The sequence below is a fragment of the Clostridium sp. JS66 genome (assembly GCF_033561535.1).
Lineage (GTDB): Bacteria > Bacillota > Clostridia > Clostridiales > Clostridiaceae > Clostridium_AM > Clostridium_AM carboxidivorans.
Window position 1 is genome coordinate 375,943 of record NZ_CP131467.1, and the last position, 25,430, is coordinate 401,372.

Annotated in this window: 14 protein-coding genes; 8 read left to right on the forward strand and 6 right to left on the reverse strand. The window is 31.5% G+C overall.

Annotated features, from left to right (window positions below):
- The first annotated feature begins 52 nt into the window (after positions 1 to 52).
- The 4 genes from Q6H37_RS01820 (at position 53) to Q6H37_RS01835 (ending at position 9,591) form a co-directional block, all read left to right on the forward strand.
- Positions 53 to 4,144, forward strand: a complete 4,092-nt coding sequence (locus Q6H37_RS01820; protein WP_318738902.1) for a cell wall-binding repeat-containing protein — start codon at positions 53 to 55, stop codon at positions 4,142 to 4,144.
- Between the two features lie 66 nt (positions 4,145 to 4,210).
- Positions 4,211 to 4,669: a hypothetical protein gene (locus Q6H37_RS01825; protein WP_318738903.1), complete on the forward strand. Its 459-nt coding sequence runs from the start codon at positions 4,211 to 4,213 to the stop codon at positions 4,667 to 4,669.
- A 26-nt stretch (positions 4,670 to 4,695) separates the two neighbouring features.
- Positions 4,696 to 8,766: a beta strand repeat-containing protein gene (locus Q6H37_RS01830; RefSeq protein WP_318738904.1), complete on the forward strand. Its 4,071-nt coding sequence runs from the start codon at positions 4,696 to 4,698 to the stop codon at positions 8,764 to 8,766.
- A gap of 354 nt (positions 8,767 to 9,120) precedes the next feature.
- The gene (locus Q6H37_RS01835) at positions 9,121 to 9,591 is read left to right on the forward strand and encodes a hypothetical protein (RefSeq protein ID WP_318738905.1); all 471 of its coding nucleotides are present in this window, start codon (positions 9,121 to 9,123) and stop codon (positions 9,589 to 9,591) included.
- Between the two features lie 188 nt (positions 9,592 to 9,779).
- Here Q6H37_RS01835 and Q6H37_RS01840 read toward each other — a convergent pair whose 3' ends face one another.
- The 4 genes from Q6H37_RS01840 to Q6H37_RS01855 all read right to left on the reverse strand — a co-directional run bounded on the left by Q6H37_RS01840 (position 9,780) and on the right by Q6H37_RS01855 (position 16,887).
- Positions 9,780 to 11,630: a C1 family peptidase gene (locus tag Q6H37_RS01840; protein ID WP_318738906.1), complete on the reverse strand. Its 1,851-nt coding sequence runs from the start codon at positions 11,628 to 11,630 to the stop codon at positions 9,780 to 9,782.
- 404 nt (positions 11,631 to 12,034) lie between these two features.
- The gene (locus Q6H37_RS01845; protein ID WP_318738907.1) at positions 12,035 to 14,653 is read right to left on the reverse strand and encodes a hypothetical protein; all 2,619 of its coding nucleotides are present in this window, start codon (positions 14,651 to 14,653) and stop codon (positions 12,035 to 12,037) included.
- Between the two features lie 551 nt (positions 14,654 to 15,204).
- Positions 15,205 to 16,011 carry a hypothetical protein gene (locus Q6H37_RS01850; RefSeq protein ID WP_318738908.1) on the reverse strand — a complete coding sequence of 269 codons (807 nt, stop codon included), beginning with the start codon at positions 16,009 to 16,011 and terminating at the stop codon, positions 15,205 to 15,207.
- A 15-nt stretch (positions 16,012 to 16,026) separates the two neighbouring features.
- On the reverse strand, positions 16,027 to 16,887 hold the full coding sequence (locus Q6H37_RS01855) for a tyrosine-type recombinase/integrase (RefSeq protein ID WP_318738909.1): 861 nt from the start codon (positions 16,885 to 16,887) through the stop codon (positions 16,027 to 16,029).
- Positions 16,888 to 17,350: 463 nt separating this feature from the next.
- On the opposite strand from Q6H37_RS01855, the gene Q6H37_RS01860 reads away from it, so the two are divergent.
- The 3 genes from Q6H37_RS01860 (at position 17,351) to Q6H37_RS01870 (ending at position 23,487) form a co-directional block, all read left to right on the forward strand.
- A complete protein-coding gene (locus Q6H37_RS01860) occupies positions 17,351 to 17,887 on the forward strand; it encodes a hypothetical protein (RefSeq protein ID WP_318738910.1) in 537 nt (178 codons plus the stop codon).
- Between the two features lie 366 nt (positions 17,888 to 18,253).
- Positions 18,254 to 19,519: a cell wall-binding repeat-containing protein gene (locus tag Q6H37_RS01865; RefSeq protein WP_318738911.1), complete on the forward strand. Its 1,266-nt coding sequence runs from the start codon at positions 18,254 to 18,256 to the stop codon at positions 19,517 to 19,519.
- A gap of 443 nt (positions 19,520 to 19,962) precedes the next feature.
- On the forward strand, positions 19,963 to 23,487 hold the full coding sequence (locus Q6H37_RS01870; protein WP_318738912.1) for a cell wall-binding repeat-containing protein: 3,525 nt from the start codon (positions 19,963 to 19,965) through the stop codon (positions 23,485 to 23,487).
- A 72-nt stretch (positions 23,488 to 23,559) separates the two neighbouring features.
- Here Q6H37_RS01870 and Q6H37_RS01875 read toward each other — a convergent pair whose 3' ends face one another.
- The gene (locus tag Q6H37_RS01875; RefSeq protein WP_318742896.1) at positions 23,560 to 24,414 is read right to left on the reverse strand and encodes an IS3 family transposase; all 855 of its coding nucleotides are present in this window, start codon (positions 24,412 to 24,414) and stop codon (positions 23,560 to 23,562) included.
- Positions 24,411 to 24,785 carry a transposase gene (locus tag Q6H37_RS01880; protein ID WP_318733555.1) on the reverse strand — a complete coding sequence of 125 codons (375 nt, stop codon included), beginning with the start codon at positions 24,783 to 24,785 and terminating at the stop codon, positions 24,411 to 24,413. The genes Q6H37_RS01875 and Q6H37_RS01880 overlap by 4 nt, the downstream gene beginning before the upstream one ends.
- 185 nt (positions 24,786 to 24,970) lie before the next feature.
- On the opposite strand from Q6H37_RS01880, the gene Q6H37_RS01885 reads away from it, so the two are divergent.
- A complete protein-coding gene (locus tag Q6H37_RS01885) occupies positions 24,971 to 25,396 on the forward strand; it encodes a MarR family winged helix-turn-helix transcriptional regulator (RefSeq protein WP_318738913.1) in 426 nt (141 codons plus the stop codon).
- Positions 25,397 to 25,430: the final 34 nt, after the last annotated feature.

Sequence of the window (25,430 nt, forward strand, 5' to 3'; positions counted from 1 at the left end):
TATTAAAAGAATTTTAATTAAAATTCACTTAAATCGAGGAGGGTATTACAATATGAGTAAAAAAAGTACAAAAGCACTTGCAAGTGCTACACTTATGTCTTTAGTATTGACAACAGCGTTATCAGCTGGCCCAGTTCAAGCTGCACCAGGAAAGGTAACAAGAACAAGTGGTGTTGACAGATATGCAACAGCAGCTTCAGTTGCTACAACAAACTGGACAACTAGTCCTGATGTTGTATTAGTATCAGGTGAAGGATATGCAGATGCAGTAAGTGCTTCAGCATTAGCTAAAAAATTAAATGCACCAATACTTTTAACATCAAGAGATCAATTGAATTCTGATACTCAAACTGCATTGAATCAATTAAAACCTAAGAATATATATGTAGTAGGCGGAAATGGTTCAATTTCAAGTGGAGTAAGAGACCTATTAAAGAAAAATAATTATAACCTTATAGAATTAGGCGGAGTAAACAGATATGAAACTAATGCAAAAGTTGCTCAAAAATTAGTTGACTTAGGTGTTAAAGCTGACGAAGTTATGATGGTTGGTGGAGAAGGATTCTCAGATGCATTATCAGTAGCTCCAATAGCAGCAGCTAAAGGACAAATTCTTTTATTAGGAATGAATAATGCTGACTATATGCAACCAGTTATAGATTTCGTTAACAATAACAAATCAAAAGTTACTGTAATTGGAACTGAAAATGTTATAAACAGCAGCATTTACAACAAAGTTAATGCTACTAATAGAGTAAACGGTGGATCAGATAGATTTGATACTAACATGAAAGTTTTAACTGCATACAAAGATACAGTTAAATTGGACAAAATGTACGTTGCTAATGCGACAGGTGATGGATATGCAGATGCTCTAGTTGCTTCAGCAGTAGCTGGAAAAACAGGTTCACCATTAATATTAGTTGATACTGATGGATCAGAAGGAACAACTAATGCTATAAAATACATCAAAGCTAATGCAACTAAAGACAAAACTGATATGAATGTTATAGGTGGAACAGGTGTTGTTTCAGCTAATGTTGAAGAACAAATTAATAAAGCTATTGGAGATACTCCTCCTAGTCCAGTTGGAGATGTTGAATCAATAGACCCAGTAGGCTTAAATGGAATCAAAATTGTATTTGGTACTGATGTTGATGAAGATTCAGCAGAAGAAGTTTCAAACTACAAAGTTGATGGAGAACAATTAACTGATAAGACAGCAAAAGCTGTTCTTGAAGATGACAATAGAACTGTTTTCATTACACTAGCTGATGCTAAAAAACAATCTAAAGAGTATGAAGTTACAGTTAAAAAAGGTGTAATAACAGCTGATGGAACAAACACTATACCATCTCTTGATAAGCCAGTAACTTTCACAGATACTAAAGCACCTACATTAAAATCTGTAAAGGCTTCAGGACAGAATAAATTAACAGTTGAATTTACAGCTCCACTTGATATGAAGACTATTTCAACTTTAGCAAGTAAATTTAGAATAAAAGATCAAAATATAACAAGCTTTGGTTTAGATACATCAAATATACCAAACACAACTACACCATTAAGTGAAATTAAGGATTCAATAAAGAGTACAGATGGTGTTCATACATGGGCACGTAAAGCAGAATTCTATTTTGATACTAAACTTCCAGCAGGAAGCAACACACTTAAAGTCCTAGAAGGAGATACAGATGGTGTTCTTACCGATGCAGGTGGATTCTCAGTAAAAGAAGAAACACAGGACTTCAATGTAGATACAAAAGATGGAGTTCTAACAGTTAAAGACATTACTGCAAAATGCGATCCAGATGGAACACTTTGGGTTAAGTTTGGAAGAGAAATGGATAAGAAGACAGCTTTAAATGCATCAAATTATGTATTAAATAACTCTTCAGATACTTTACAGAATTTAGGAGCTACATTAAAATTAAAAGAAAATGATAACACTGTAAAAATTACTGGAATAAGCAGCAAAATTAATACAGGTGCAAACAATATATTTATAGATGACAGCGTAAGAGATGCTTATGGCAACGCAGTTGATGATGATACAAGAGTTAACTTTACAAAGGAAAAGGATGAAACTAAGCCTACAGTTTTAGATGCTAAGATCGAAGATAGTGAAACTATACGTTTAAGATTTAGCAAAGACATAGATGCTACTTATGCAATACACTCAAACAACTATGTTTTAAAAGATTCAACAGGTTTAGATATTACTTCACATATTAAGGAAATCAAACCTTCAACTGGTGTTAAAAAATCTGATGGAAGCTGGGATGATAGCAAAACATGGGATATAAAAATGTATAAAAACCCAGCAGAAAAAGGTGGAAGCACAGATAGTACAACTGATTGGAGATTAACTGGTTCTAAATACAGCTTAACAATTAAGAACTTAGCTGATACTACAAGTAATAAAAACATGATGGATCCATGGGATACTCAATTAACTGGTACTGATGATGTAGCACCTAAGGTAACAGCTGTATATGCTAAATCACAAACTTCAACAGATTCAGATTGGAAACAAAAAGTAGTTGTATACTTCAGTGAAGCAATGGATGTTTCTACATTTACAAGAGATAACTTTAAATACAGCAATAAGAGCGGAGATTCAAAAGATTTACCATCGTCTGCAGATATAACACACAGTGATGATAATAAATCAGTAACAATCAAATTCCCAACTAATTATGCAATGAATGATTCAACTAAAGATGATGATAATGACGTAACAGGAATAATTGCAGATGGTGTTAAGGATGAAGCAGGTAACAAAATAGATTCATTCAAGAACAAAGGAGCAATTGTAGCAGCAAACGGAACTATAAAATTAAAAGATAACTGCTATAGAATGGTATATGATGGAGATGATATACTAGTTAAAGTTCAATATGACGGAAGTATAGATTCAAATAATACAGATAAGAATGACTTTAAGGTTGCTGGAGAAACTCCAGATTCTTTATCAATTGACAAATCAGATTTAGTATTAAGATTTGGAAAAGATTCAATAGCAACAAGTGTAAGCTCATATACAGCTTTACCAGGATATGCACTTAACCCAACTTCAAAGGCTGCTAATGATAAGCCTAAGAAGGTTGATGTATTAAAATACTATGCTCCAGATACTGCAAAATTTGAAGTTGTAACTGATACTCCAGTTACAAGAGATATTGCAGGTAACAAGATAGCTAAAGAATCTGTTGCAGGCGTATATGATAACTCAGTAGCACCAAAGACTACTAAAGATTATTGGTATGCTACTACACCTCAAATGGTAAATGGTGTTAAAGAAGCAGCAGTAGTTGTTACATTTGATTCAAAATTATATGATAACAGTGGCGTTGTACCTGATGATTTCGCATTTACTGTTAGCGGAAAAACAGTTAAGCCAGCTGGTGTAAAAGTTGTAAATAATAACTTAGTATTCTTATTCAAAGTTAACAGTGATGTTTCAGAAAGTGACTTAAACTCATTTACTAGTGGAACAGATGTTAGCGTTAAATTAATCAATGCTAATGTTGTTATAAAATCAGTAGCTGATGGAGACGGACACTATGCTCAATACAAACCATCAGATAAAGATAAGAGTGACAACAGAACAGCGACTGTAAGTTCTACTATAGATCTTAATAAGCTTCTTACAGCATCATCAACTCCTACTCCAACTCCATCAGGAGATGTAGTAGCACATACAACAACAGTAAAACCATCACTTGATACTGGAAAGAAAACAATGGTAATTGTTACTTTAGCTAATGCTTCTGATGATGGAAAATATGATATTTTCTATAACGGAACAAAACTTACAAGACTTGATGCAGGAGTTTATTCAATAGATGTAACTGATGATGTAACTCAAGCTCAAGCTGATGCTAAAATAACATCTAAAGCAATAACTCCAGTAACAACTGCAGTAGCACATACAACATCAGTAAAAGCATCACTTGATACTGGAAAGAAAACAATGATAAATGTTGTATTGACTAATGCTTCTGATGATGGAAAATATGATATTTTCTACAACGGAACAAAACTTACAAGACTTGATGCAGGAATTTATTCAATAGATGTAACTGATGATGTAACTCAAGCTCAAGCTGATGCTAAAATAACTTTTAGTGCAGTAAAATAATAAAAATTTATAAATCTAAATAGGACTTAATGTCCTATTTAGATTAATAAAAAAGGGTGACTTCTAATGAATAAAAAATTAGTAACTATGTTTTGTACTCTAGTGTGTACATTTGGAATAGCATTTACCACTACTTCTCAAGTACAAGCTAAAGTTAAATATGTTTTAGTGAAAGATTCTACTGGTGTTTTATATAGATACGATTATAACAGCTTAAAGGTAGCATATGCATTGGATAAAGCCTTATATACTGATTACACTAGTAAGCTTACCAGTGAAGGTCCACTTGCTTATTATGATGATGTAAATAACTTTTATGTCGCAACAAAGGACATAAAGTTAGCTTATATAACACAATCGGGAGATTTTTCAATGGATGCTTATACAAGCAGTAGTAATGCTAAAAGCCTAGATATGGTTGCCCCAGTAAAAGAAGTATCTGTAGATTCAACTGGAAAGATAGTTGTCACAGATGTAGGAAACAATGATGATTCTCAAACATTTGATATTGAGAATACTTACTAATAATTGTAAATATGGAGGGTTTTAATATGAACAATAAAAAATTATATAGAGTTCTTTCAACCGCTGCAATAGCTTCAGCAATTGCTGCATGTGTCGGTGGAACAGCTAGTGCAAAAGTTACTGACGTATTAGTTGATAATGGACAAGGCACATTAACTCAATTTGATTATACTGCTTTAAAAGCATCATATGCTATGGATGGTGTAGATGCAACAAAAGCAAAACTTTATAATGATTATAAGGCAGCTGGTACTGTATCTGGATATTATGATGACGTAAAAAAAGGAATTGTATCAGCTAATGATGTGAAATTAGCATATTCAAAAGCAACTAGTGCTTTTGATATGAATGCTTATACTGAATCAGATGTAGCAAAATTATTAGATTTAACAGGAAAGACAATAGTAAAGTATAATCAAACAACAAACTTAAGTGTTAGTTCTGTAAGTGCTATTACTAAGACTAAGGTAGAAATTACATTTAATACAGCTGTAGATGCTGCAACTAAAGATAACTTCAGCATAGCAGGTGTTACAGTTACTGGTGCTACATTAAGCGCAGATAGAACTAAAGTAGATTTAGATATAACTGGAGCTGATTGGTCTACAGCTTATACTGTAAAAGCAACAGGTTTAAAAGTAGCAGGAACAGCTCAACCTGATTTAACAGGAACATTTACATCATTATCAGTTAACGATGCATATTCATTATCAGTAACTGCTGATGATACAACTGTAATTGCAGATGCTGGACATACTACTACATTAAGAGCAAAACTTATCGATAAAGCAACTGGAGCTGCAGCAGCAAATGTTGACGGTATGGTTATACAGTTTAGCACAAGTGCTGGTAACTTAGCTAACAGCAGAGTAACAGTACAAAATGGTGAAGCTGATGTAACATTTATATCAGAAACAAAAACTTCAGATGTAACTGCTAAAATAGATGCACAAATAAATGAAGCTTCAAATGATTACAAAGCTTTAATAGGTAAAGTATTTGGAACCACTAACATAACTCTTTCAGCACAAGGACCAAATGATTTAACTAAAGCTATACTTACTGGCGCACAATCAGATATAGCTGATAGAGTAACATTACATTTCAATAGAACTGTAGCCGTTAAGGATTTTGTACAACAAAGGCCTGATGGAACTTTTGTTACAGATAAGGATGGAAATGCAGTTACTACTAATTGTCCATACCAAGTTGTAATTAAGCAACCTAATGGAGATCAACGTTTGATAAGAGGTTTCCAACCAGTTGCAGGCGATGATAAATCTATGGTTGTTATATTACAGAAAAAATCAACTTTAACTGATAATACTGAAGTTGATGTAAACTTTACAGATACAGTCAATGTAGTTAATTCTAATCAATCATTTATATTAACTGATCCAAGACCAGCTGAACCAACAAGTGTTGCAGCACAAGGATTAGCAGGAGTAAATGTTGTATTATCTGAACCAATAGTAGCTCCAGATAAATCACAAATTGCTATTGATGCAGGCAAAATAGATTTTGCTAATAAAGATAAATTCAATGCTCCTGCAGTTGGATTTATAACTACAGGTGATTTTGACCAAAATAAATTTACTGATACACGTAATGTATTAAGTTTAAACTTTGGAACTTATAAGGGTGATGTAAAAGCAGCTGATTCATTTGATGGTAAGGATCATAAAGATAAAGATCAAGTGTTCTTCACTGCTGGAAACCATTCAGTTCAGTTATCAGCAATAGAAGATTTTGCTGGACTTACTGATCAAAAGAATATTTCTACAACTCAAACACTTAACTTTACAGTACAAGGAAATGATGTTGTACCAGCAGTTGCATCAGTAGTAGCTGAATCACCAGAACAATTTAGAGTTAAATTTACTTGTGATCTTGCATCAGATCCTGTTATGGCATTATATGCTTATAATACTACAACAAGTAAGTATGATGTATTCTCTAATGTACCAATAGATAGCACAAATGGAAATCTTGTAAACCCTGTTGGTGCGGATCCTACAGGAGCAAATATACTTGATATTAAAAAAGTTTCAAACTCTGAATATGTTGTTCAGCTTAAAGCAGACTGGACAAGTATTTATAATACAACACTTACAAATAAGAACTACTACAATGGACAATATGCTTTACATTTTGAAACTAATGCATTGGTAAATCCTGCAAATGGTAAGAAGAGCGGAGCTGCAATTGATGCTCCAATTACAGGAACTGCTATATCTACACCTGATGTAACAAGTCCAGTTATAAATAATATAGTTGCAGCACATGATAAAACAGAAAATGCATATGATGTTATAATGAGCAAACCTGTAAAAGTTGGAGTACTTAATAATGCAGGTGCTGTAAATTCAGCAGATGGAGATAACACTGTAGCTCAAAAACAATCTGCATTACAAGCAACTACAGTTCAATTCTTAGGAAAAGATGCAAGTGGAAACACTGTTACAGTTGATGGTACTGTAGTACCTTATGATACTGTTGAAGGAGTTACAACACCTAATGAATTAGAAAGTTCTGGAGATACAATATTCAAAGTAGTACCAAACCAAGTTAACGGAAAGACAATCCAATCTTTAGTTAATGATGGAACTTTCCAAAAAGATTGGACAGTGGTAGTTAAGTCAATCAGTGATGATGTTGGAAATACAGCAGCAACATTAACTAAGACATTTACATTTACTTCAATTATGGCTGAAGATTTCTATGTAAATCCAGGTGTAAATAACAGTAAATTCGAAGTTAAGCTTAATGGTACTGACAAAGATACAATAAAGGTTACATTCACTGAACCAGTTTCAATTATTGGAAATGTTCAGAATGCAGCTGACGTATCTAACTATACACTAGATGGTAATTTATTACCAAAAGGATCAAGCATAACATTGATAAGTGATGTTGGAGCTCCTGTTGGAACAACAGACATTGATGGAATAAAGGATAATACAATCCTTATAACATTACCTGATGGCACTATTAATGATTCAGCTAGCCATACATTAGTTGTTGCTAAGTCATTAAAGAGTGCTCTTGGAACAGCATATGATACAACTCATGCTGTACAATTTGTTCTTCCAACTGCAGCAGATGCAGCAACAAAAGTTACATTAGGAACAGGATCATTAGGAACAGCAGGAGATAAGACAATAACAGGTTTAACTGCATCAACAGCTTACAGTGTATCAGTAAATGGAGCAGCAGCAACAGATATGACAACTGATGCAACTGGAGCGTTAACAGGATTAGATAATAATAAAATTTATTTAGTTACAGCAAAAGTTGTAGCACCAACAAAAGTTACATTAGGAGCAGGATCAGTTGCTGGAGCAGTAGCAGGAGATAAAACAATAACAGGCTTAACTGCAACAACAGTTTATAGTGTATCAGTAGATGGAGCAGCAGCAACAGATATGACAACAGATGCAACTGGAGCACTTACAGGATTAGATAATACTAAAACTTATGTAGTTACAGCAAAAGTTGCACCTGCAACATTAAGTAGTATAGCAATTACAACTCCACCAACTAAAACAACTTATACTGTTGGTGATGCAGCAATGGATACAACTGGCCTAGTAGTAACTGGAACTTACAGTGATGCTAGTACAAAAGCGGTAACACCAGATACTATAACAGGATTTGATACTACAAGTGCTGGAACTAAGACAATAACTGTAACAGTTAATGGAAAAACTGCAACATTTAATATAACTGTTGTTTTAGCATCAACACCAGCTGTTAAAACTGCAGATGCTGATCTTGGTTCAAGTGTTGCATTTGATACAGCTACTAAGATTACACTTAATGGAACAGATGTTACATTAACAAATGTTAAACTATTGGGTGCAACTTATGATGCTAAGACAAATATTGATGCTGTAGTTACAGCACTTCAAGCAGATATCAATGCGGTTGGAACACTTAATGGTAAGTATACTGTAGCTAAATCTGGTAGTAAATTAACAATTACTTCTGTAGATAAAGGTGCAGCTGCGAAAGTTGATTTAACTGGCAGTGATACAGCTACTGGAGCAACTTTATTAGGATTTACAACATTAACTGCTGTTAATGGAGCAAACTAATAATAGTAATTTTAACCTTTCAGGTCTTGCAAAGACTCTAGGGGTATGAAATTTTCCGGTGACGAACTGTGAAAAATGAGAACAGATAAATAAAACAAAAAAAGAGAGGGAAGGAAAGTACAACCTTCCTTCTCCCATTTAAATAAATGAACGGAAAAAATTGTACTATCATATCTTAAAATATCTTTAAGTCATAAAATAGTCAGGTCACACACTGGCTGAAAAAATAAATAATGCATGTTATTATAGGCTATTAGATAAAGTTCATATTAAATTATGTACTCTATTTAATGGCCCTTTCCTTTTGATGTGGCTAATAAAATACTCTATGTTATTATTGAGGAGTGATCTAATATGAAAAAAAAGAATATACTTATATTAATTTCTATTATAGTTTTGATAGGACTTATTGGAGGCGGTCTATATAAGTATAATGAAAAACATAAACTAGATGCAGCTGCTAATAATAAGATTTTAGCAGCGGAAAAAGAACAGCTTGAGCCAATAAATACTCTTGTAAAAACATTATATTTTAAACAAGGTACTTATAAAGATTACATAGTTGTTTTTAAAAATCCTAATAATGCTTTAAATGAAAAGGCATTTGACAGCTATAGAAATAACCACACTGCTGCGGATATTTTTAAATATGATCCATCTACAGCTGATTCTATAATGAAACATATGAAGGTTGTTCAAGATTTTAAAAATAAAAATACTGCAAAAGTATATTATCTTAAGGATATAAAAAAACTTGAAGATAATAAAAATTCACAGTCTTGGCAGGTTGTTAAAATAGGAGATAAGTGGAAGATAAACAACTAGCAAGCTCATTTTGTTTCACAACGTCCCTATTTGATGCTGTGAATAAAATATGAACGGATAAATTGTACTATCGTATTGTAACAGATACATAAAACAGAAATAGATAAGAGTATGTATTAAAGTAACAAATAGTTAGTTTTTAGTACATACTCTTATCTATTTTTATTTTGGTTGTTTAGTACAGCCTGCTAATTAACGTCAACATCTATATGGACTTTTGATAAATCCAAACTATTAAAATTAAATTGATCTTTATCAATTATATAGGAAAAAGGTTGATTTGCCTTTATAGCTTTATTATTAGTTACATTAGTAGAAACATTATTGTTTACTACACTAATACCAATGTTACAATCTATACTAGGTGTAAAAGTAACCTCAACACTTTTTATTTCACTGTTGTCCTTATATATTTTAGAACTTGCATTACTTACTTTACTATGTTTATCAAATATACTTGAATACAATTCTTTCTGAGTTCCATTTTCATCTGTAGTTATATATAGCTTATACTGACCATCATTAATTTCGTTACCACTTAAATCCTTGCAGTTCCACGTAACTTGGGATATACCAGGAGATGCAATCAAATTATTTATCTTATTTACTAATTGACCATCCAAAGATGTTATTTGAACAGAATAATTACCACTGCCATTAAATGAAACATTAAAATTTTGCTTATTACTTATGTTTACAGGGATATCGCTATTTTTTAATGTTAAAGAATTTGATTGTACACTAGTCAATGAACCTGTTGATATTGAATTAAAAGGCTGAATATATCTAACTATATTGCCAGGTACTGAGATGCTTTCTTCATAAGTATTGCTATATATGTTAGACATTAAATTATAATTTCCATCGTATATTTTATATCCACTAACATTAACAGGTGCATCCCAAGTTAACTTAAACTTGTAGGGTGAGAGTATTTCAGAATTAATTGCTTGTATATCATCAACTATATGGCCATTTGGCAAATCTGTAAATACAAAACCAGCTGTTAAATTTTTAGCTATTTCGCTATACGTTACATAGCTAAAGCCATTATCACCCCACTCTTTTCCCCATGAGTTTACTATTTTAAAGGCTCCTTTACCATCAGGAGTGTCAAGAGTATCATCATAACCTACTATAGTAATAGCATGGCCACTACTTACATAGTCTTCAGAAGATATAATGCTTGTGCCATCTGGTTGTATTGTTGGATATCTAAACTTGAATCCTATGTGCAGACCTACTACAATAAGATCTCCTGTATTTAAGTACTCTTTAGTTTTTTGCACTATGTAATCAGATGAATCGTTCTTTGTATAAAGCACTGTCCAATCCTTTATTTTATTAGTAGCAGCCTTTGCCTTAACTTCTGCACTAGGCTGAGTAGTAAAATCCTGAGGATTATATGGAAAATCCTTTAATGTAGCTTCTCCTACATTTTTTAACAAATCTCCTGCGTCCTCTATATTAGCTCCATTATTCACTCCACCATTAATTTGATTATATATAAAAGATGGACTAAATACATGGTAGGGTATAGGTATATCCTGATTTTTTACTGACCAACCAATATCCTTAGCTTGTTGAAATGTCCTCAAGTAATAGCCTGTACTCCAAGCAACGCAGTCATCCTGTAATTGATTTCCTACAGGAGGAAGATAAGGAGAAGTAGAATAATCAAGCTTATCTGGTAATTGTTGAAGATCATAACCAGATGATTTGAGTTTATTTTCAACAGATTTTCCAAGCAATGTATCTTTACTAATTCCTTCTTTTTCTTTTAAACCAGTTTTACGAAGTGTTATTAATTCATCTTTTTCTACTGTCCAATTATCATTCTTCTTTTGCAATAATTTTTTGTGGTATTCACCATTTTTTATTGTAAATATTTCTTCCTTACTATTATTAAGTTTATTAGTTTCAAGAATTTTTTCACCTAAAGATATAGGTGATTTAGCTTGTACATGCAACGCTAAAATACCTAAGGCAAAAGATACAAAAAATACTATAAAAATTGTGTTTTTCTTATTCTTCCTCACAATAACCTTCTACACTCCCTTTTAAATTTATATTTTAATATTACTATATCAATTTTAGACAGATTTTGTCACTAGTAATTAGGAGTTTATATGCCCAAAAAATGTAAAACAATCTGTTATGCTGATCAATTAAGCTGAAATAACTTATAAATAGAAAAGCCATTAGATAAAGAATTATACTTTATCTAATGGTATATGACATTAAATTTTTCAACCAGTGTATGCCCTGGTTATTTTGTGATTTATTTGATGTGACTATTATTTATAAAGTTTTGATATGATTTTATGATCTTAGTTTATCCGTTCATTTATATAAATTTGAGAAGGATAACCTTTTAGGTTATCCTTCTTTAAAATTCATCCATAATCCTTATTCAAGAATCTTAAGAAGTGAAATGTTGTTACTATTTAACAGTTAAACTTCCTGTTGTAAGTCCATTTGAAGCAACGTCAGTAACTTCCATCTTACCATTTGCATTGTTCTTAACTGAAACTGATAAAGGTGAAGTTGCATCTATATCTGAACCAACAGTTAATGTTAATTTGTTTCCGTTTGCACTAACACTGTTTACAGATATCTTAGCTCCATTGAAGATTACATCAAAGTTTGCTGCTGCAGATGTTGCAGTTGCACCATTAGTAGCATCCAATTGTACAGTTTCATCAAATGTTAATTCGATTGTTCTATTTGATGTTACTGCTCCGCTTATATATTGAGGTGCTGTTGTATCTTTTACTTGTAATGTTTTAGATACTGGAGTCATCTTAGCACCTTTAACATTTTGTACGTTTTGTACAGTTATAACAACTGGAGCATCTACAACTACTTGTCCTGCTGGAACTTTTATAAATACTTTCTTTCCATTAGTTGTATCTGTTACTGTAAGATCAGAAGCTTTTGCTCCAAGAGAAGTTAATGTTTTGCCATTGATTAAGTAATTATCTAAGTTCTTTACTGAATCATCAGGATTACCTGTAAACTCAACAGCTAATTCTTTAGTTGTATTATTAAAAGTAATAAGTTGTTCAGAAGTTTGTGGTACAACATCTAAAACAGTTGATGTTGGATTCCCAACTGTGAATGTTACTGTTGAAGCATTTGTAGTATATCCATGTGTTGCTTCACGTCCTGCAGCATCTACAAATGTAACATCTGCTCCACCATCATCATCTGCAACAGCTGCTACGCCAGAAGCAGTAGCTCCAACTGCAAGAGCTTTAAGAGCTGCTACATTAGCTGCAGCATTCTTTTGTCCAAATCCATTTTCAGTTGCATCTGCATTTAAGTAACCATCTGAAAGCATTCCTGTAGGTAAGTTTACTGTATAAACTGCACCTTGTGGTAATTTTCCACTATCTAATAATGCGCCAGCTTCTAAAGTTGCTAAATTTACACTTAAAGTATCATTTGCAAAAGTTATTGCAGCTGGTGTAGTCTGAACTGTACCATTAGCTGTAACTGCTTCATCAAACTGTTTGTTTACAATAGTACCGTCTGCTTTTGTATATTGTAATGCTAAACGTATATTTCCATTGTATAAATTCTTTACATTTTGTTTTACAGTATTTTGTAAAGTATAAATAGCTGTATTTTCATTTTTGTCAACAGCTGCAAATGGTGTCTTGTCATCAAATACAAAGTTCAAAGTAGTTGATGAACCATAAGCTAAACTATTGCTTGTAGGTGTCACTAATTCTGGTGCTAAAGTATCTTTATATACTATCATATTTGAAGCTGGTACATAATCATCTCCAGTTTGTGCAACTGTGTCAGTATTAGCAGCTCCTGTTAGAAGCTTAACGCTATTAACTGTAACTTTTTTAGATACAAATTTTGCTCCTGCAAACTCTAATTTATTTGTTGCTGGTGAACCTGCATTGTCACTAACTGGTACTTCTACATATGAATAATAATGTTTTACTCCGCCTATTGTATATGCTTGTGTTAATGGAACCATTACTTCAACAGCATGATTTGCTCCATCAGCATTATCTATTGCTAATACACCTGTAACATTTGCTTGATTAGCTTCTACTCTAAATACATTGTCAAGAACTTGATCAACTTTTGTTATTACAGGTTTTGTAGCAGTTTGGCTAACTGGTTGAGTTAACTTAATGTTAAAGTTTAAAGTTGAAGCAAATACGTTATCTGCTAAATCTCCAAATCCATTTAATTTGATGTTATAACTATTACCTACTGCAAATGTTTTTCCATTAGCAGCTTTTGTAAGTAAATCTTTTACATCTAAAGTAACTTTGCAAGCATCAGCATATTTACCTTCTGCGCTTCCAGCTAAAGTTGTACTATCTATTGCAGTTGTACTATTAGTTCCATCTACCTTTATTCCATCAACTATAGCAAGTGCATTTTTAGGTAAAACATTTGCATTAGCAGCAGGAGTAGTTACTTGAATTGGTTCACTGAATTGGAATGTAAGTTTAGCAGTTGTATCAGTTGGTAAATTTACTGTATTATTTAAATCAACTGTATTGCCAGCTGCATCTGTAACTTTTACAAGTACTGGATTAACTGAGTCATTTATTAGCATTGCTTTAACTGCTGTATCTATTACTCTAGTACCTGTTGCATCTTTAACATTACGTACAGCAACGTTAACAGTTACATCTTTATTTAAAGCCTTATCTGTTCCAACAGCACCTGCTAATGATTTTAAAGTTAAACCATTATTAAATCTTGCAGTTTCTGGTAACTGGATTGTTACAACTGTTTTTCCGTCTACATCAGTTGCTACTATATGATCTAACCACCATCCTGCTAACCCTGAAACAGTATTACCGTTTGTATCAGTAGCTGTAGATGTATATCCTGTTACTTCTGCACCACCAGTTATTTCTGATAATCTATAACCTCCTGTAACATCTCCAGCTGCAGTCATTGCTGATGCTACTGAAGCGTCACCTTTTGCTATTTCAAAGTAATAATTGTCTGGACTTACGGCTGTAGTATGGTCTATAATTGTACTATAGCTAACTTTAAATTCTCTATAGTTATCAAACACTACATTGTTAACAGCAGCTTTAGTAGAGGATACAAAATTATAAGTATTTGAAGCTGTTGTTCCAGCATATCCAACTGTTAAAGTTCCAGTTTTTCCAGTTAGGCTTGTTCCTAAAGTAAGAACATATGAGTTAGCAGCTGCTCCAGATGCAATGCCTGTAACTGAATTTCCGCTTACAGTAAAATCTGAAGTTGTTGGAGCTGTAGTTGGTGTTCCACTTAATTGAACTGTAACAGTAGTTTCGGTAATAGCACTTATATTTCCATTTTTTTAACCACATTTTTACATGGTGAAAATGGCAGTATAGCTTGTACAATGGCATTTGAATATTGCAAACATTTGTTAGTTATATATTATATTAATAAATTGAAATTCTTGCATTGACGAATATTTATTAAATATTTAATAAAATAAAAATATTGTTTCATTATAAAACTAAATATAAAATAAATGTTAAAAGAAAAAATATTATAAAAAGCAAGTAACTCGCGAAAAAAATAAATGCTATAGTTGGTATATAGCATTTTATGTAGATATTATAGGAAAATTACTTATGATGAAAATAAAGCATTAACTTCACTTTCATATCCGTATTTTTTTAGAAATTCTACTATAGATATTTCAAATATTTCTCTTTGACTTATATTTTTTTCTTTGCTAAATTCTTTAACAAGTTGTGAAAGAGAATGAGACATACATAGGGATTTAGTTATTGTAATACCTCCTACAGAGTACCTTGGGAGGGTAGAAGTTAAACTAGTGCATAAAAGTTCTGCTAACTTTTCTTTGTTTTTATTTATCATTTCAAGCATAGGAAGCAACGTTTCTAGTTTTTGAAGTTCATCATGTGGTAAATTTTCAATTTCAGTAGAATACTCATTGTAATCACATTGTTCTATATTTTCTTTAAAATGGATCGAATCTTCAGTAGGAAGTTCGCCTTTTAAAAGAATGTAGTTATGTTTTTCGTGGGACCATATATAACCTTTTGATTTCATATATTCAGCCATGGACCTGTGGTCAGCCATGCCTACTTTTTTAGCTATATCTAAAGGTTCAAGTCCAGCGCTAAAAAGAGAAATTATTTTTTCTGTTTTTCCGGAACTTGGAGATTCATAGCTTATATTTGTATTGGAATTAGCTTTTTTTATATAAGTTTGTTTTTCAGAATCCCAAAAGTAACCTCTTCTTCGCATATACATATCTAAAGTTCTATAGTTTTTATGATTAAGTTTAGTTGCTAGATCTTCTCTTGTTATACCTTTCATAAGGCATTTTAATATATAGTCATCGTCATATTCAGTTTTTTCAGCATTGCTAGCAGCAGCACATTCAGTGATTCCATCATAAATTTCCATTAATTTCACTCCCTGTTATAAAAGATTTATACATTTATTTAAATCATCCATATTGGCATGGGTGTATATTGATGTAACCTTTAAGTTTGAGTGTCCTAAAAGTTTTTGAACATAAACAAGATTTACTCCATTTTTAATTAAGTTAGATGCAAAGCTGTGTCTAAGTATATGAGCACTTATATGTTTTTGCCATCCAAGGTTTTTGGCAGTATCATTTAAAATTCTATTTACATAGGGGGCACTCAAGCTTCCGGATTTTTCTGTAGCGAAAAAATAGATGCTTTTTACTGAAGATCTATATGTTTTTATGTAGTTTTGTAATATAGATAACAAGTGTATATTAATAGGTATATTTCTGTTTTTTGCACCCTTACCGTTTATTACATGTATGATTTTATTTTCAATATCCACATCTTCTAATTTTAAGTTCAAAGACTCACTAATTCTAAGGCCAGTATAGAAGAGTGTTTGTACAACGGTTTTAACTACTGGATGATCAATTGCATTTATAAGATCTTGTACTTCTTCAGGTGACAAAAAAGTTCGTTCTTTTCTTTGAATTTTTATAGGTTCTATTGACATAGCTATATTTAAATTGCAAAAATTGTTTTTATACATATAGTTCCAAAAAGATCTAAGAGTATAGAGCTGTCGGCTTCTACTAGCAGAGGATAACTTTTTTACTTTTAATGTGTACAGATAATCATCTATATCTATATCTTTAACTTCATTTAAATAAACAGCACAATTATACTTTGATTCTAGAAAGTTTTGAAAGGCTGCTAAATCTGAAGTGTAAGATTTTATAGTTTCTTTGCTTTTACTTGTTATGATAAGATGATAAATGAACTTATTTACGGCATCGTTTAATAGCATAAAATACCTCCTTTTGTAATAATATGAGGAAATATGTAAAATGTTAAAATATATCCATACAGATATAATAATTCTGGAGAATAATTTTGTCAATTAACAATAAGAGTAAATACAATGTATTTACAATATGTTTATAATATTTTTTTACTAAATTAATAATATTATTCATGTATGGACTAATAAGTATAATTATTTTTAAGTTTACAGTAATATGAATAATTTGGAATTAAGTAAAGAATAAAAAGTGATGTGATTGGAATTTCCACAGTTTTTCTAAGGCTCTATTTAGTTCCGCGGCAATATTGAAATATAAAATTATAAATGATATAATGAAAAATAGTATGGTAATTAAACGACCATACCAATAAAATAGTTATGTATTTAAAGGAGTGCTTTGATTGTACTCTCTGTTTTTTGTTTGTTTAGGTAACTTTAACCAAATTTAGTAAATGTGGAGGCAAATATGAAAAAACAAGTAAAAATAATTTTACCATTAGCTATTGTTTTAATTTTAATTGGGGGATATTATATGTATCAAAAGAACAGTACATATAATAAAGCTAAATCTAACCAGACAGCTCAAAATGCTGCTAATAAAAATGCCGCAAATGAAACACTTAAAAAGAATGCTGCAGATGAAATAGCTAAAGCAGAAAAGAGTAAGAGTGAAAAAGATATAAATTCAGCAAAACAGGCAGTTGGAAAATTGCCAGAAGGTGCTGATAAAAGATCTTTAAATGATAAGTTGAGCCTGATAGCAGATGGAGAGCCAGTAATGGTATCACATAAAACAAGGGTAAAGCCATCCTTAGATGTAGATAAAAAAACAATGATAATAGTACAATTGACAAATGCTGCTGATGATAAAAAATATGACATTTTTTATAATAATCAGAGACTTACTAGGTTAGATGCGGCTTTATATTCAATAGATGTAAAAGAAAGTGTAAGTGATACTCAAGCAGAACCCAAAATAGTATTTAAGCCTATAAAAAAGTAATATGATGGTATTATTTAAAATAGATGCTTTTATGAAAATATAGTTAAGTATGACATTTAGCTATATTTTTGATAACTATGTATTCTATTAGTTTGTTTGTTATATATTAGTTTTAATATCATGAAAAATTATGTATATAGTGAAAATTATTAAACCTAAAATTCATATTTTATGGATTTGTGGGTTAATAGTTGAATAATTTACATCAATTAATGCATTGAAAATACAGCACTTTAACATTAAAATAGAATTACTAATATAAATAATTAATGCATTCTAAAATGTTATTTTTAGTTGTAAGTTTACTAGTATGTGCAAAAAAATATTAAAACTGAATAATTTTATTCAATAATGGAGGTAAAAAATATGAGTAAAAAAGGTACAAAAGCTCTTGCAAGTGCTGCTCTTATGTCATTGATTTTAACTACAGCTTTATCAGCTGTTCCTGTTAAAGCAGCAGAAGGAAAAGTTACAAGAATAGGTGAAATTGATAGATATGCTACTGCATCTAAAGTTGCTACAACAAATTGGACAACTAGTGATGATGTAGTATTAGTATCAGGAGAAGGCTATGCAGATGCAGTAAGTGCTTCAGCATTAGCTAAAAAGCTAAATGCACCAATACTTTTAACAACAGCAGCAACATTAAGTACAGATACTCAAAGTGCATTAAGTACATTAAAGGCTAAAAACATATACATAATTGGAGGAAATGCATCAGTTTCAGCTTCAGTAAGAACTTCATTAAAAGCTAATTACAATTTAATAGAACTTGGTGGATCTGACAGATACCAAACTAATGCAAAGGTTGCTCAAAAATTAGTGGATTTAGGAGTTAAAGCAGATGAAGTTATAATGGTTGGTGGAGAAGGCTTTTCAGATGCTTTATCAGTAGCACCAATAGCAGCAGCTAAGGGACAAATTCTTTTACTTGGAATGAATAGTACTGAATACATGAAACCAGTTGTAGATTTTGTAAATCAGAATAATTCAAAGGTAACAGTAGTTGGAACTAGTAATGTTATAAACAGTTCTATTTATAGTGCAGTAAAGGCTGTAAACAGAATAGATGGTGGATCAGATAGATTTGATACAAACATGAAAGTTTTAGATGCTTTTAAGACTACTGTTAAAATGGACAAAATGTACATTGCTAATGCATCAGGTGATGGCTATGCGGATGCACTAGTTGCTTCAGCAGTAGCTGGAAAATCAGGAGCACCATTAGTATTAGTTGATACTGAAGGTTCAACTGCGACAACTAACGCTATAGCGTATGTTAAAAATAATGCTCAAGCTAAAACAGACTTAAATGTTATAGGTGGTATAGGAGTTGTTACTAAAAATACAGAAAATGCTATAAATGCAGCTGTACCTGTACCTACAGGTGAAAATAATAACCAACAAACAACTGTAGCGCATCAAACAAGAGTAAAAGCTTCTCTTGATGTAGGCAAAAAGACAATGATAATAGTACAACTTACAGATGTTTCAAATGATGGAAAATATGATGTTTATTATAATGATCAAAAGCTTACTAAATTAGATACAGGAATATATTCAATAGATGTTGCAGAAGATGTAACTGAAACTCAAGCAGATTCTAAAATAACATTTAAAGCAGTAAAATAGAACAAGCTCAATCAAAGATCCCAAGTGATATAAAAAATTCAAATCAGTAAAATAAAGAATCGTCAAGTTAGTTGGCGATTCTTTTTAGTAAGCTCAATCTTTCAGGTCTCTCAAAAACCCCAGGAGTATGAATTTTTTAAAGATATGAAGAACTTAAGACAAAAGAAGATGTTTTTATTATAAAAAGGCATTTAACTATTATTAAATAATATGGATTAGTTTAGTTAAAACATTACATGATATTTTGTAGATTATAAAAAAGGTGGAATTAAGTTTTCATGTTTTTTTACATTTTAGTTTTATATTCAATAACTGCTATAAATTAATCAATTGAACATGTGCTGTTCTGATATTAAAATGAAATTACTACATATTTAAGTCGAAATTTTATATTTACGAAAGTTGATTTCGTAATCTATTTATAATATCAGGAGGTAGTAAATTTGAATATAAAAGGTGGAAAAATATTTGCAAGTAGTGCGCTAATGTCATTAATTTTGACTACAGCTTTGCCAGCTGCTTTGGTTAATGCTGCACCTGGAAAGGTTACAAGAATAGGTGAAATTGATAGATATGCTACAGCAGCTAAGGTTGCTACAACAAATTGGACAACCAGCAATGATGTGATATTGGTAACAGGAGAAGGGTATGCAGATGCAGTTAGTGCTTCCGCACTAGCTAAAAGATTAAATGCACCAATACTTTTAACATCTCCAGGGTCTTTAAGTACTTATACGCAAAATGCGTTAAGTTCATTAAAGGTTAAAAATATATACATAATAGGTGGAAATGCTTCAGTTTCAGCTTCAGTAAGAACTTCATTAAAATCTAATTATAATTTAATAGAACTTGGTGGAGTTGACAGATATGAGACTAATGCAAAGGTTGCTCAAAAATTAGTTGATTTAGGAGTTGATCCAGCTAATGTTATGATGGTAGGAGGGGAAGGCTTTTCAGATGCATTATCAGTGGCTCCAATAGCAGCAGCTAAGGGTCAAATCCTTTTACTTGGAATGAACAGCACTGATTATATGAAACCAGTTATAGATTTTGTGAGCAGAAATAATTCAAAGGTTACAGTAGTTGGAACTAAAAATGTTATAAATAATTCTATTTACAATGCATTAAATGCTGTAAACAGAATAGATGGTGGATTAGACAGATTTGATACTAATATGAAGGTTTTAGCCGCATTTAAGGATACTGTTAAAATGGATAAAATGTATATTGCCAACGCATCAGGTGATGGTTATGCAGATGCCTTAGTTGCATCAGCAGTAGCTGGAAAGTCAGGTTCACCATTGGTATTAGTTGATACTGAAAACTCAAATGGAACAGCTAATGCTATAGCATATGTTAAAAATAATCATAATGTTAATACAGATTTAAATGTTGTAGGTGGTATAGGGGTTATTTCGAAAAATACTGAAGCTGCCATAAATTCTGCTATAGCTGATAGTAATAGTGGGAATGGACAAGCAACTGTTCAATCTATAGAAGCCATTAATTTAAGTCAGTTTAAAGTTCATTTTAATACATCTGTTTACAGCAATTCTGCTGAAGATGTAAGAAACTACAAATTAAATGGTGTTTCATTAACACCTGTAGATGCTGGTGGAAATGCAGTGGATGTAAATGGGGCAGTAGCTAAGGCTATTGATGATAAAACAGTTTTAATAACTTTAGCGGCACCAAGAAAACAATATGATGATGTTATAATTTCAGTTAAAAAGTCTATTTTAACTGCAGATAAGAGTCAGACTATAGATTCCTTTGATGAAAATGTAACATTATGGGATACTGAAGTTCCTAAATTAAAATCAATAAATATAGAAGGAAATAATTTATTGACATTAGAATTTTCAGAAGCTGTTAATGTAAAGGACATTTTAGCTTTAGAAAATAAAATTAAAATTGACGAACAAAGCATAGTAAGTTATGGAATAGATAGTGATTCATCCTTAACAAAAATTAAAAATGGGATTATAGTAAATGGCAGCACCTGGGCAAATGGAGCTCAATTTTATTTTGATGTGCCAATATCATCAGGTAATCATACATTAAAAATTTCAGATGGGGAAACAAATGAAATGTTAAGTGATGCTGCTGGGTTTGCTTTAAAGGAGTCTAGTTTAGATTTTAAAGTAGATGCTAATACTACAAAACCATCAATTGTTTCTATAAATAAAGCTTCAAGTGGAGAAATTCAAGTGGTTTTTGATAGATCAATGGATAAAAAGACAGCTTTTGATAGAAAAAATTATGAATTAAATGGTGTGAATTTAAATTATATGTCTGGAGTTAGTTTTGATAATGATAATAATGATTGTACAGTGAAAATAAAAGGGTTAAATAATATTCAACCAGGAGCCAATACTCTTTATATTAGTAATGGTGTTAAAGATGCTTATGGAAATAAAGTTGATGATGATACTAGAGTTAGCTTTAATGATGTTAAAGATGAAACAAAACCAACAGTTGTAAGTGTTAAGGCTATTGACAGTGAAACTATTCGTGTTAGATTCAGTAAGGATGTTAATTATTTTTATGCTACAAATAAATCTAATTACAAATTACAAGATAATGAAGGTATAAATATAACAAATCATATTGATGCAATATATAGTACTGGGGGTGGAGATGAAACTAGTAATACAAATATTTATGATATTAAATTAAAGAAGACTAACCCTAGTAATTCTAATGATGATTGGAGATTAACAGGTTCAAATTATACCTTAACAGTTAAGAATATTATAGATACAGCAACAAAGCCAAATACAATGGATGATTCTTCCACCGCTTTTACATGTGTTGATGATATAGCTCCAAAGGTAACAGGAGTATATTATAAGCAAAATAGTTTTTCTGGTAAGGATCAGATAGTTGTTTATTTCACTGAAGCTATGGATACAAATACTGTTATGAATAAAAATAACTATAAATTTGCAAATGGCGAGGGAGATACTAAGGTTTTACCAGATGATGCAAATATTATATTTGGTGGAGACGGTAAAAGTGTCATAATTGAATTTCCTACAAGATATCATGTTAAAATAGCTGATGCTCAAGGAAATATTGCTAATACTGGAATAACTAATGATGTACTTAGATTAGTAATTTCTAATGTTAAAGATAAGTCTTACAATGTATTAGATGGTGTAGCATATACAAGTGTAATAACTATTAATTCAAAGGGAGCTAAGGTAAGATCCAATACACTTAAGGTTTATTATGAAGGTGATGATTTAAAAGCTTCAGTTCAGTTTGATAGGGCTATAGATAATTTAAATCCAGGGGATTTTACATTGGGAAAAGTGACGCCAACTAGTGCAAGTGCTGATGGTGATAAAGTAATACTTACATTTAATGAAGATGACCTAGCTACTACTTCTGAAAAAAATGCAGTGCCTCAAATAAGCTTTGCTAATGGAAAAATTAATAATGATGTTAATACAACTAAGATAGATCTTATAAAAGCTCAAGGTCAAAAAGCATATTTGGGAATAAAAGCATATGCCAAAACAACTGATGCAACTGGTGCATCTATAGATATTTTGTCAGATGGAGTAGCTAACAACCAAAATACAATATATGATTATGAGTTAAATCCTAAGACTACTTCAGAGTATTGGACAGCATCAAAAGATGAAAATGGTGGAAAGATTTATATAACCTTTGATACAATACTTAATGCAAATAGTGGTGTAAAGGCAGATGATTTTGCATTTATAGGTACTAATGGTACACAATTAAAACCTGATTTGGTATCAATAAGTAAAAACACCATAATATTTACCTTTAATAGTAATAATGACGATATACAAGCATTTACTGGAAAAATTGGTATAAAGGTTAAGAGTACAGTGTCAATAACAACAGATAGAGATGTAGATGGAAAGTATGTTAATTATATTCCATCCGGTGATGACTTAAAGGAAAGAAGTATAAGTATAACATCTTTTTAAAATTTATTTTTTTAAAACAGAAGCTTTTAAGCTGAAGTTGTCAACTAAAAGTAGACAACAATAAAAGCAATATTAACCAAAGCCTCGTTCAGTTCGATACTGAATGGGGCTTTGATAACTTAATGCATATGCTGGTCTATCATTATTGTAATAATGGATGTATCTGTCCACAAATTCAAATAGATCATCTTCTTCCCAAAATCTAAAATCAACTGCCATTTCATCTTTAATCCAACCGTTTATTGATTCAATAACTGGGTTATCTGTTGGAGTTCCTACTCGCGACATAGAGCGAATTATGTTACAATTATTATGAGCTTTTGCGAATGCTCTTGAAGAATAGACTGCTCCTTGATCCGTGTGCAAAACGACTGGAGTTGTTTGTTCTTCAATTTTTTTCTTTAAATCTTTCAAACATAAAAAGTAGGTACGTCTATCACCGGGTTTAGATGTGAGGTGATGTGCAATAATCTCATTGTTGTATGTATCCATAATATACGTTAATTCGTATAAGCGGCCTCTATGTTTAAGGCAAGTCATATCTGAAACTACTAATTCTAATGGTTTTGAAGCATTCCACTTTCCTTTAACTATGTTTGGATAAACGATATTTTCATTCCCAGGTCTCCTATATTTATAATTTCTAACTTTGGATTTGATGCCACTGATTTTACAGCACTTATGTGCAAGATTATCTGAAAACGACCACCCAGTTTCCTTGCGGATGACTGCAGCGAGTCTATGATATCCATATGATTTATGTTTGCTATGAGCTTCTTTCAGTAAATCTGTAAGTAGTTCCCTATCTTTCTCATATCGATTCTGTACACCCTGACGGGATTTCCACTTGTAGTACCCAGAACGGTTAACCTGCATTAAAATACAAAGAGCCTTAAGAGAATATTTAACTTTTAAGTTGTCAATTATTTCGTACTCGGATCTTTTATAGAAACGAACTCCTTGTTTGCACCAACTCCTTTCACCATGTACCCTTTTTTTAACCTTTCAATTTCGATTTCTTGTTTTGCTACAATTAAACGAAGTCGATCTAATTCCTTCATTGATTTGCTTCTATGTAATGCTGCAAACTTATTTCCTGATTTCTTTTTATTTTCTAAGCCAGCTTCACCTTCATTTAAATATTTATGAATCCATGTTGCAATCATACCACTTGCGATACCTTCTTCTTTTGCTAAAGTTGGCCGACCAATACCTTCATCAAAATATCTACGGACAATACGGAGTTTTTCTTCCTTAGACCATTTTTTATTTTGACCACCTTTTGTTCTACTCATCATAATCACATCCTTCTAACTTGATTTTAACATGAAAAAAGTAGACATGCTTTTTTCATGTCTACTTTTATCTTACAACTTCAGCTTTTAAGCTTCTGTTTTTTTATAATAAAAATATATGGAAATAAAATTTAGTATATGGTAAAATTACTTCATAATTGAAATATTTAATATTGAAAGGAAATAGTATGAATGATGATAAGATTTATGAGTTAGTAGAAGAAATTAATTCTATTTCCAAATTAATAAACAGTAAAAAGGGTATTGGTGGTAAACACAGAAAGTTTACTATAACTACTCTAATGATAATGAATCAATTAAGAATTGGAAATGTAAAGACTTTGACAGAATTAAGCGAGACTTTAGGTATTCCAAACAGTACAGTCTCTGTGGTAGTAGACAAGCTTGTAAAGTTAGGTATTGTCAGAAGGGAGAGGGATGAGAAAGATAGAAGAAAGGTACTTATATATATTGAAGATGAGGGATTGCAGCAGGAAAAACAAATTATAAAATATCGAATAGAATATTTTAAAGATTTGTTTAAGGATGCTAGTGATGAAGAAATTGATTGTATTTTAAAAGGCTTAAAAGTATTGGAAAAGTTTATGAATTAGTATAAAAAGGGTAATTATAGAGGAGGTTTTTTAT

Excerpts from the sequence above, each read along its gene's own strand:
- Q6H37_RS01825 (WP_318738903.1), top strand. The coding sequence starts at position 4,211 with ATGAATAAAAAATTAGTAACTATGTTTTGTACTCTAGTGTGTACATTT.
- Q6H37_RS01880 (WP_318733555.1), bottom strand. The coding sequence starts at position 24,785 with ATGATGAGTAGAACAAAAGGTGGTCAAAATAAAAAATGGTCTAAGGAA.
- Q6H37_RS01850 (WP_318738908.1), bottom strand. The coding sequence starts at position 16,011 with ATGGAAATTTATGATGGAATCACTGAATGTGCTGCTGCTAGCAATGCT.
- Q6H37_RS01860 (WP_318738910.1), top strand. The coding sequence starts at position 17,351 with ATGAAAAAACAAGTAAAAATAATTTTACCATTAGCTATTGTTTTAATT.
- Q6H37_RS01865 (WP_318738911.1), top strand. The coding sequence starts at position 18,254 with ATGAGTAAAAAAGGTACAAAAGCTCTTGCAAGTGCTGCTCTTATGTCA.
- Q6H37_RS01855 (WP_318738909.1), bottom strand. The coding sequence starts at position 16,887 with ATGCTATTAAACGATGCCGTAAATAAGTTCATTTATCATCTTATCATA.
- Q6H37_RS01835 (WP_318738905.1), top strand. The coding sequence starts at position 9,121 with ATGAAAAAAAAGAATATACTTATATTAATTTCTATTATAGTTTTGATA.
- Q6H37_RS01830 (WP_318738904.1), top strand. The coding sequence starts at position 4,696 with ATGAACAATAAAAAATTATATAGAGTTCTTTCAACCGCTGCAATAGCT.
- Q6H37_RS01885 (WP_318738913.1), top strand. The coding sequence starts at position 24,971 with ATGAATGATGATAAGATTTATGAGTTAGTAGAAGAAATTAATTCTATT.
- Q6H37_RS01820 (WP_318738902.1), top strand. The coding sequence starts at position 53 with ATGAGTAAAAAAAGTACAAAAGCACTTGCAAGTGCTACACTTATGTCT.